Source organism: Cognatilysobacter lacus (genome assembly GCF_008274655.1).
In the GTDB taxonomy this organism is placed as follows: Bacteria; Pseudomonadota; Gammaproteobacteria; order Xanthomonadales; family Xanthomonadaceae; genus Cognatilysobacter; species Cognatilysobacter lacus.
The window spans coordinates 1-8,862 of sequence record NZ_VTRV01000113.1; the positions used below are offsets into that span (position 1 = coordinate 1).

Sequence of the window (8,862 nt, forward strand, 5' to 3'; positions counted from 1 at the left end):
CGGCCGCCGAGTCGCGGTCCAGCGTCTGGTCGTATTTGGCGCCAACGGCGCTCGACGCGCGCACCTGCTGCCGCTCCTCCGGCGTGATCGGGCCGATGCGCGAGCGCGGCGGCGCCACCAGCACCCGCTCGACGGGCGCCGGAATGCCATCGGCGGACAGCAGAGAGACCAGCGCTTCACCGATGGCGAGCTGCGTCAGTGCGGTCTCGATGTCGATCTTCGGGTTCTGCACGAACGTCTCGGCGGCCACGCGCACGGCCTTCTGGTCCCGGGGCGTGAATGCGCGCAGCGCATGCTGCACCCGGTTGCCGAGCTGGCCGAGGATCTCCCCCGGCACGTCGTCCGGGAATTGCGAGCAGAAGTAGACGCCGACGCCCTTCGAGCGGATCAGCCGAACCACCTGCTCGACGCGCTGGCGCAGCGCGGGCGTCGCATCGTCGAAGAGCAGATGGGCTTCGTCGAAGATGAAGACGAGCCGCGGCTTGTCCATGTCCCCGACTTCCGGCAGGCGCTCGAACAGCTCGGACAACAGCCAAAGCAGGAACGTGGAGTAGAGCCGCGGCGTCAGCACCAGGCTCTCGGCCGCGAGCACGCCGATCACGCCGCGCCCCTCGGGCGTCGTGCGCATCAGGTCCGTGAGCTCGAGCGCGGGTTCGCCGAAGAACTGCAGCCCTCCGTCCGATTCGAGCCGCAGCAACGCGCGCTGGATCGCGGCGATCGACGGCGCACTCACGAGCCCGTATTTCACCGATACCGCCTGGCGCTCCGCGGCGAGGTACGACAGCACCGCGCGCAGGTCTTCGAGGTCGAGCAGCAGCAGGCCCTCGTCGTCGGCGATGCGGAACCCGATGTCGAGCACGCCGGCCTGCGTATCGTTGAGCTCCAGCATTCGAGCCAGAAGGATCGGGCCGATTTCCGAGATGGTCGCGCGCACCGGGTGGCCGGCTTTGCCGAACAGGTCCCAGAAGATCACCGGGTTGGCTTGCGGGGCGTGGTCGGTAATGCCCAGTGTGTCGAGGCGCGCCTGCACGCGCTCGTTCGCGGTGCCCGGCATGGAGAGGCCCGCGACGTCGCCCTTCACGTCCGCGAGGAACACCGGCACGCCGATCCGCGAAAAACCTTCGGCGAACGTCATCAGGCTCACGGTCTTGCCGGTACCGGTGGCGCCCGCGACCAGCCCGTGGCGATTTCCGGCGCGCGCGGGCAGTTCGATCGGCTTGAGCTCGGGCGGGGCGGTCTTGCCGAGCAGGATGGAAGGCGTCATCGGGGAACCGCGTCGGGGGATGACCCGATTCTAACCACGCACCGCTGATCGGCCGGAACGGCGCAATGCGTCCTTGCCCCTGCACGGACGCGACGGCTACGCTCGAACGCCCCCCGCAGTCCCGGCCGTCATCATGATCCCCCGCATTCCTCGCCACCGGCTGTTCAGGGCCTGCCTCGCTGCGCTCTTCCTCCTGCCCGTCTGTTCGATCGCCGCGCGCCGCGAAGCGCCCGTCACCACCGACGCGTTGTCCACCCGGATGCAGGCCGCCGAGCAGCGATTCACGCGCGCCGCGATCGCCGTTCGAAACGACGAACCCGACGCGCAGCGCGAGAGCGACGCCGCGCTGCAGGACATGGAAGACGTGATGGCCGCCTGCGTGCGACAGCGCGGCTGCCCGGTCAACACCATGCTGGCGACGTACAACCGGCTGCTCAAGCACGCCATCGACGCGGATGCGGCCGATGACGACGCCGACGACGCGCCAACGGCCGATGGCATCGGGCACGAAGGCGCCGCTGCGAACGTGCCGGAGTCCGCGCACGCCGCGCACCTGCTCTCGCAGGACCACCGGTTCGACCGGATGGTCGAGTACAACCCGGCCGTCCAGCAGGCGATCCGCCGCTGGCTGACCGACATGCGCGGATCGTTGATCTCCAGCTGGGAGAACTACCAGTACATGCGTTACCTCATGTGGCCCGAGTACCAGAAGCGCGGGCTGCCCGAAGCGCTGCTGTTCGGGATCATGGCCAAGGAATCGAACGGCAAGGTTCACGCCACGTCGCGCACCGGCGCCGCCGGGCCGATGCAGTTCATGTATGCGACGGGCAAGCGCTTCGGCCTCGGCGACGACGGCACCGGTTTCGACACCCGCTACGACCCGCGCGCCGCCGCCCAGGCGAGTGCCGAGTACCTCAACGAGCGGATGGGCGAACTCAACCGCAATATCGAGCTGTCGCTGGCGGCGTACAACGGCGGCGAGGGCAGGGCACTGCGCGTCTACCAGGGCACGGCGGCGCGTTCGTTCTGGGACGAGTCCGTGTACAACCAGTTCCCCGCGGAAACGCGCGACTACGTGCCGATGGTCGTCGCCGCGTCGTGGCTGTTCCTGCATCCGAAGGAATACGGGCTCACGTTCCCGAAAGTCGACCCGAGGCCCGCGACGCTGCGCCTGACGCAGCCCGCATCGATCTACCAGCTCGGCATCTGCCTGGGCAACAAGGGCGTGCGCGAGGGCTACATGCGCACGTTGCGCAACCTGAATCCGCGTTACCAGCCCGAGACGTTCCTGCCGGCAGGCACCACCTTGAATGCGACGACGCGAGTCGTCGGGCTCTACGACCGCTGGTGCACCTCGGGCGCGCGCGCCGACCTCGCGCGCACGCTGGTGGTGAGCGACCCGAGCCGCGCGGTGGTGCGTACCGGTCCGCTGCAGACGATCACGCCTGCCGAGGCGTCGGTTTCGGCGGGGCCGGTGTCCGCAAACGCGGGTGATTGGACGAGCACCGCGTCAGCGTTGCCTACGCCACCGGTGACCGCGCGCCAGTACCAGGTGCAGGACGGTGAATCATTGCCGACGATCGCGCGCAAGTTTGGCTGTTCGGTCGAAGGGCTGGCGAAGGCGAACGGCCTCCCGGCGGCCGGGCAGCTGACCCGCGGGCAGTCGCTGCGGCTGGACGGCTGCGGCGGCTGACGTTTCCGCTGCGATCGGCGATCGACGATGCAGAAGGCCCGCCGAATGGCGGGCCTTCTGCAGTCCGGGGCTGCGCCGACAGCTCAGTGCGACGCGGGCATGCACTTCGACAGGTCGGCCGGCGGCGGCGGGCTCGGGTCGTCCTGCTTGGGTCCCAGCGACACCGCGCCCTGCGACGACGCCACGGCAGTGGACGCCGCGTGTCCGTTCGGATGCGGGTCCACCGGATCATCCTGCTTCGGCCCGATGCTGACGAGCGATGCGCCCGACGCCATGGCGGTCGGCGAATTCCCCTGCGTCGGGCGCGGCCCCACCGGGTCGTCCTGCTTGGGGCCGATCGCGGCACTTGCTTCGTGGGCGTAGCCGCCCATGGACTGCGGTGAGCAACCGGGCTGCGGCGAAATGCCGCCCTGGACGATGAGCGCGGGCGACGGGGTCGCGTGGCCCGCGCTGCTGTTCGACATGCGCGGCGGCGGCGTCGCGCCGTGCGACTTCGGATGCGGCACCTGCGCCGCGGCAAGTCCGGCGATGAGCAATCCGACCGTGACAGACAATGGGGTGACCGTGCGCATGGCGTCTCCTTTCGCGATGGGAGGCTCGATGTTACGAGCGAACCGCGCGCCTGGCCGTCCGCCCGTCAGGGAACGATCCGTCGCGCGAGGCGCTCCCCGAGGCGCACCGCGGACTCGGCCTGCAGCGACGGGTCGAGCGCCGCAACGCCCGGCGGCAGCAGCACGATCACCGTCGATCCGTAGTTGAAGCGCGCCATTTCGGCGAAACGCTCCAGGGTGACGCCGCGCTCGAATCGCTTCTCCGTCACCTTGTGGCCGTACTGCGGAATCTCTATGCCGCTCCAGACGGTCTCGACGCCCGACACCAGCAGCGCACCCACCATCACGACTGCCATCGGGCCGAAGTCCGTGTCGAAGTGGCAGACCAGGCGCTCGTTTCGCGCGAACAGCTTCGGCACGAGCCGCACTGCGTTGGGGCCAACGCTGAACAGCCGCCCGGGCACGTGGACGGTACGGGTCAGCGTGCCCGTCCACGGCATGTGCACGCGGTGGTAGTCGCGCGGGGACAGGTAGACCGTGGCGAACAGGCCATCGGCGAAGGGCGCGGCATCCGTCTCGTTGGCGAGCAGTTCGGCCGCCGTGAAGCTGCGCCCCTTGGCCTGGAAGATCTCGCCGCCGCGGATCGGCCCGCATTGGCTGATGCGCCCATCTGCGGGCATCAGGATGGCTGCGGGGTCGGCGTCCGGCACGCGCACGCCGGGCTTCAATGCACGCGTAAAGAAGCTGTTGAACGAGTCGTAGTTGCGCGGGTCCGCGTCGGCTGCTTCGGCGAGGTCGACGCCGAACTTGCGCGTCACCGTGTCGATCAGCCAGCGGCTGACGCCTGGATGCTTCGAATATGCGAGCGACCGCGCGATCGACGACAACAGCCTGTGGGGCAGGGCGTAGGTGATGCGCGTAACCAGACTCATGGGGCGGCCTTCGTCAACTGGGTGAAATCCGACGCGATGGCCCCAGCGTCAAGCGGGGGCTGCACGATTCCGGCCATGCGGCCGTCCGGGTCGAGCGCCACCAGCGTCGCGCTGTGGTCGACCGCATAGGCATCGGCAGGCGCGTCCGCAGCGGGCGGTGACTTCGCGAACACCAGGCCGACCGAGCGCGCGAAACGTTCGAGCGTCGGCACGTCGGCGGTGGCGGCGATCGTGTCGCGATGGAATGCGTGCGCGTATTCACCCACGCGATCGGGCGTGTCGCGGTCCGGGTCCACCGAGACGAACAGGACCCGGGGCCGCGTCGTTTCCGGCAGCGATTCCCACTGCTTCTGCGCGCGCGCGAGCTCCGCGAGCGTGGTCGGGCAGAGGTCGGGGCAATGCGTGAAGCCCAGGAACACGAGCGTCCAGTGGCCCTTGAGTTCGCCGGGAACCAGCGGCGTTCCGTCGGACTGCCGAAGGCTGAACGCGGGCACCGCGCGCGGCGGGTCGATCAGGTGCACCGCCTTCATGGGCGGCGCGTGCGTTGTTTGAGGCGCGAACGCGAAGCGCGCGGCGAGCAGGCCGAGCCCGGCAGCGAGCGCGGCGGCGAGAACGAGCAGCGTCGTCCGGTTGAACATGCTGGGCTCCGGGCCCGACGGGACCGGCGATGATACCGGCGCCCGCTATAATCGCGGGCCTTCCCAGCGTGCGACGTCAATGGACGCCGGTCTACCGACCTTCCAGCAGGCCTCGATCATCGACCTGATCCGCTACGGCGGCTCGCTCCTCAATGCATCCGGCCTGACCTTCGGCCACAGCTATGACAACGCGCTCGACGAGTCGACGCAGCTCGTCCTGCACGCGCTGCACATGCCGCACGACCTCAGCCCGGTGTACGGCGCCTCGCGCGTCACCGAGGACGAGATGCGTCGCGTGTTCGACCTGTTCCGCCGACGCATCGACGAGCGCATGCCAGCCGCCTACCTGACGGGCGAAGCCTGGTTCGCAGGGCTGAACTTCAAGTCCGACAGCCGCGCGCTGGTGCCGCGTTCGCCCATCGCCGAGCTGATCACGACGGGCTTCGAGCCCTGGCTCGGCGACCTTGAAGTCGAGCGCGTGCTCGATCTCTGCACGGGTTCCGGCTGCATCGCGATCGCGACCGCGCACTACCAGCCCAACTGGGACGTGCTCGGCATCGACGTCAGCGACGATGCACTCGCGCTCGCCGAGGAAAACAAGGAACGCCTGCAGGTCGCGAATGTGAAGTTCGCGAAGTCGGACCTGTTCGAGAACCTGCAGGGCGAGTTCTTCGACCTGATCGTGACCAACCCGCCTTACGTCACCAACGACGAGACCGACGCGCTGCCGCCCGAGTATTCGCACGAACCCGACCTGGGGCTGCGCGCCGGCGACGACGGCCTGGACCTTGCGCTGCGCATCCTGCGCGACGCACCGGACCACCTCACCGAACACGGCGTGCTGATCTGCGAAGTGGGCGAGGCCGAGCGCGCGCTGTCGACGCTGCTGCCGGAACTTCCGCTGGCCTGGGTGGAATTCAAGGTCGGGCAGATGGGCATCTTCGTTGCACGCCGCGAGGACCTCGCCGAGCACCACGCGAGCATCCGCGCGCTGGCCGACGCACGCGACTGATCCATGAACACCTTCGGCCACCTGCTGCGCGTCACGACCTTCGGCGAAAGCCACGGTCCGGCGATCGGCTGCGTGGTGGACGGCTGTCCCCCGGGCCTGCCGCTCGCGGCCACCGATTTCGCGCATGACCTCGAACGCCGCGCGACCGGGCGCACGCGCCACACCTCGCAGCGGCACGAGGCCGACGAGATCGAGATTCTCAGCGGCGTGTACGAGGGCGTCACCACGGGTACGCCGATCGCGCTGCTGATCCGCAATACCGATGCGCGCAGCAAGGACTACACGGCGATCGCCGCGCAGTTCCGCCCGGGACACGCCGATTACACGTATTGGGCGAAGTACGGCCTGCGCGATCCGCGCGGCGGCGGGCGCTCCAGTGCGCGCGAGACGACGATGCGGGTCGCGGCCGGCGTCATCGCGAAGAAGTGGCTGGCCGGCGACGGCGTCGAGGTTCGCGGGTTCCTTTCCCAGATCGGCGAGATCCGTTCGTCGCGTCCCGAGACACCCGACTGGGCCGACGTCGAAGCGAACCCGTTCTTCTGGCCGGATGCGGCGCAGGTGCCGGAACTCGAGGCCTACATGGACGCCCTGCGCAAGTCCGGCGATTCGGTAGGCGCGCGTGTCGACGTGGTCGCCACCGGCCTGCCGGCGGGCTGGGGCGAACCCGTCTACGGCAAGCTGGATGCGGAACTGGCGTCCGCGCTGATGAGCATCAACGCGGTGAAGGGCGTCGAGATCGGCGATGGCTTCGACGCGGTGCCCATGCGCGGGTCCGTGCATCGCGACGTGATGCGGCCCGGTGCCGGCGGTGCTCCCGACTTCGACAGCAACCACGCCGGCGGCGTGCTCGGCGGCATCAGCACCGGGCAGGCGCTGCGTTGCTCGGTGGCTTTCAAGCCGACATCGAGCCTGCGACTGCCCGTCGAAAGCATCGACGTGGCCGGCAACGCAGTCGACGTGGTGACGACCGGTCGCCACGACCCCTGCGTCGGCATCCGCGCCACGCCCATCTGCGAGGCAATGGTCGCACTGGTGCTGATGGACCAGGCGCTGCGTCATCGCGCGCAATGCGGCGACGTCCACCCCGCGCGATAAAGACGGCCACTCGCAATGCTTCGCGCGGCATGTCATCGAACCACGCACGCTCCACTACCGCGAATGGCCCCGGGGCCGCGCGGCGAACCCACCTGATCGAGAATCCAATGAAGAACCCCGTGAACGTCGCGATCGTCGGTGCCACCGGCGCGGTTGGCGAAACCATGCTGAAAGTGCTCGAAGAGCGCGACTTCCCCGTTGGCGAACTGCATCTGCTCGCCAGCGAGCGCTCGGCCGGCGCGAAGGTGGTGTTCAAGGGCCGCCACCTTGCCGTGAAGGATCTGGCGACGTTCGATCCCGCCGGCGTCGATATCGCGCTCTTCTCCGCGGGCGGCGACGTGTCGAAGGAATTCGCGCCGAAGTTCGCAGCGGCAGGGGCGGTCGTGATCGACAACTCGTCCGCGTTCCGTCGCGACGCCGATGTTCCGCTGGTAGTCGCGGAGGTCAATCCGGACGCGCTGCGCGTTCGGCCGCGCGGCATCATCGCCAACCCCAACTGCTCGACCATGCAGCTGATGACCGCGCTGGCGCCGATCCATCGCGAAGCCGGCATCCAGCGCATCAACGTGGCCACCTACCAGTCGGTGTCCGGCACCGGGCGTCGCGCGCTGGAGGAGCTCGGGCGCCAGACCGCCGCGATGCTCAACTTCCAGGATCCGAAGCCGGAGGTCTATCCGGTGCAGATCGCGTTCAACGTGATTCCGCAGGGCGGCGATTTCCTCGACAACGGCTACACCAGTGAAGAGATGAAGCTGGTCTGGGAGACGCGGAAGATCCTCGGCGACGAGTCGATCCAGGTGAATCCCACCGTCGTGCGTGTGCCGGTGTTTTACGGCCACTCCGAGGCGGTGCATATCGAGACGCGCGACAAGATCACCGCCGCGCGGGCGCGCCAGCTGCTGGAAAGCGCGCCGGGCGTGGAAGTGGTGGACGAGCGTCGCGATGGCGGCTACCCGACGCCGGTAACGCATGCGTCGGGAAACGATCCGGTCTATGTCGGCCGCATCCGCGAGGACATCTCGCATCCGCGTGGGCTGTCGCTGTGGGTGGTCGCCGACAACATCCGCAAGGGTGCCGCGCTCAACGCCGTGCAGCTGGCCGAACTCGTCATCGCAGAATGAGGCCGTTTCGCGCGCCGGTTCGCGTGTGCGGTTCGCGCCGGGCCTGCTAGAGTCGCGCCGAACGAGGGGAGAGACACCTGTGAGGTCAACGCTGAGATCCGCCTGCCTGCTCGCCTTGGCGCTTGCGAGCGGCTCCGCGCAGGCGCTGGGGCTCGGCCAGATCCAGGTGAAGTCGCGCCTCGGCGAGCCGCTGCTGGCGGAAATCCCGGTGATCAGCAGCGACGCCTCGGAACTCGTCGACCTCGACGCCGGGCTGGCGTCGCCGGAAACGTTCACGCGCGTCGGGCTCGAGCCGCCCTACGGCATCGTTGCGGACCTGCACTTCACGGTGGGCAGCGACGCGCAGGGTCACCCGCTGATCCGCATCACCACTACGCAACCGGTGACTCAGCCGTTGCTGGACTTCCTGGTCGAGGTGGACTGGGGGCAGGGCAAGCTGGTCCGCGAGTATTCGGCGACGCTGGCGCAGCCCGGCTCGGTTGCGGCGGGTCCTGACGTGGCGGTTGAGGCCCCAGCGGTCGAGGCCGCCCCGGTGGTCGAACGGCCGCAGGCGTCG

General features: G+C 69.0%; 9 protein-coding genes. 5 read left to right on the top strand and 4 right to left on the bottom strand.

Annotated features, from left to right (window positions below):
• Window positions 1-1,264 (bottom strand): helicase HerA-like domain-containing protein (locus tag FW784_RS10135; RefSeq protein WP_149353228.1); only part of this gene is annotated, 1,264 nt, incomplete at its 3' end.
• A 133-nt stretch (window positions 1,265-1,397) separates the two neighbouring features.
• Here FW784_RS10135 and FW784_RS10140 point away from each other — a divergent pair.
• Complete coding sequence (locus FW784_RS10140) at window positions 1,398-2,957, top strand: transglycosylase SLT domain-containing protein (protein WP_149353229.1); 1,560 nt, start codon at window positions 1,398-1,400, stop codon at window positions 2,955-2,957.
• An 83-nt stretch (window positions 2,958-3,040) separates the two neighbouring features.
• Here FW784_RS10140 and FW784_RS10145 read toward each other — a convergent pair whose 3' ends face one another.
• The 3 genes from FW784_RS10145 to FW784_RS10155 form a co-directional block, all read right to left on the bottom strand.
• Window positions 3,041-3,529 (bottom strand): hypothetical protein, encoded by a 489-nt coding sequence (locus FW784_RS10145; protein ID WP_149353230.1) that lies wholly within the window; start codon window positions 3,527-3,529, stop codon window positions 3,041-3,043.
• Window positions 3,530-3,594: 65 nt separating this feature from the next.
• Entirely contained in the window at window positions 3,595-4,440 is an 846-nt protein-coding gene (gene asd / locus FW784_RS10150; protein ID WP_149353231.1) for an archaetidylserine decarboxylase, read from the bottom strand.
• Window positions 4,437-5,078, bottom strand: a complete 642-nt coding sequence (locus tag FW784_RS10155; protein ID WP_149353232.1) for an SCO family protein — start codon at window positions 5,076-5,078, stop codon at window positions 4,437-4,439. Before FW784_RS10155 ends, asd begins: the two co-directional genes overlap by 4 nt.
• 79 nt (window positions 5,079-5,157) lie before the next feature.
• Between FW784_RS10155 and prmB the strand changes: the two genes are divergently transcribed.
• The 4 genes from prmB to FW784_RS10175 form a co-directional block, all read left to right on the top strand.
• Complete coding sequence (prmB, locus tag FW784_RS10160) at window positions 5,158-6,090, top strand: 50S ribosomal protein L3 N(5)-glutamine methyltransferase (RefSeq protein ID WP_149353233.1); 933 nt, start codon at window positions 5,158-5,160, stop codon at window positions 6,088-6,090.
• Window positions 6,091-6,093: 3 nt separating this feature from the next.
• Window positions 6,094-7,185: a chorismate synthase gene (gene aroC / locus FW784_RS10165; RefSeq protein ID WP_149353234.1), complete on the top strand. Its 1,092-nt coding sequence runs from the start codon at window positions 6,094-6,096 to the stop codon at window positions 7,183-7,185.
• A 107-nt stretch (window positions 7,186-7,292) separates the two neighbouring features.
• Window positions 7,293-8,306 (top strand): aspartate-semialdehyde dehydrogenase, encoded by a 1,014-nt coding sequence (locus tag FW784_RS10170; protein WP_149353235.1) that lies wholly within the window; start codon window positions 7,293-7,295, stop codon window positions 8,304-8,306.
• Window positions 8,307-8,385: 79 nt separating this feature from the next.
• On the top strand, window positions 8,386-8,862 hold a 477-nt coding region (locus FW784_RS10175; protein WP_425481630.1), incomplete at its 3' end, for a type IV pilus assembly protein FimV.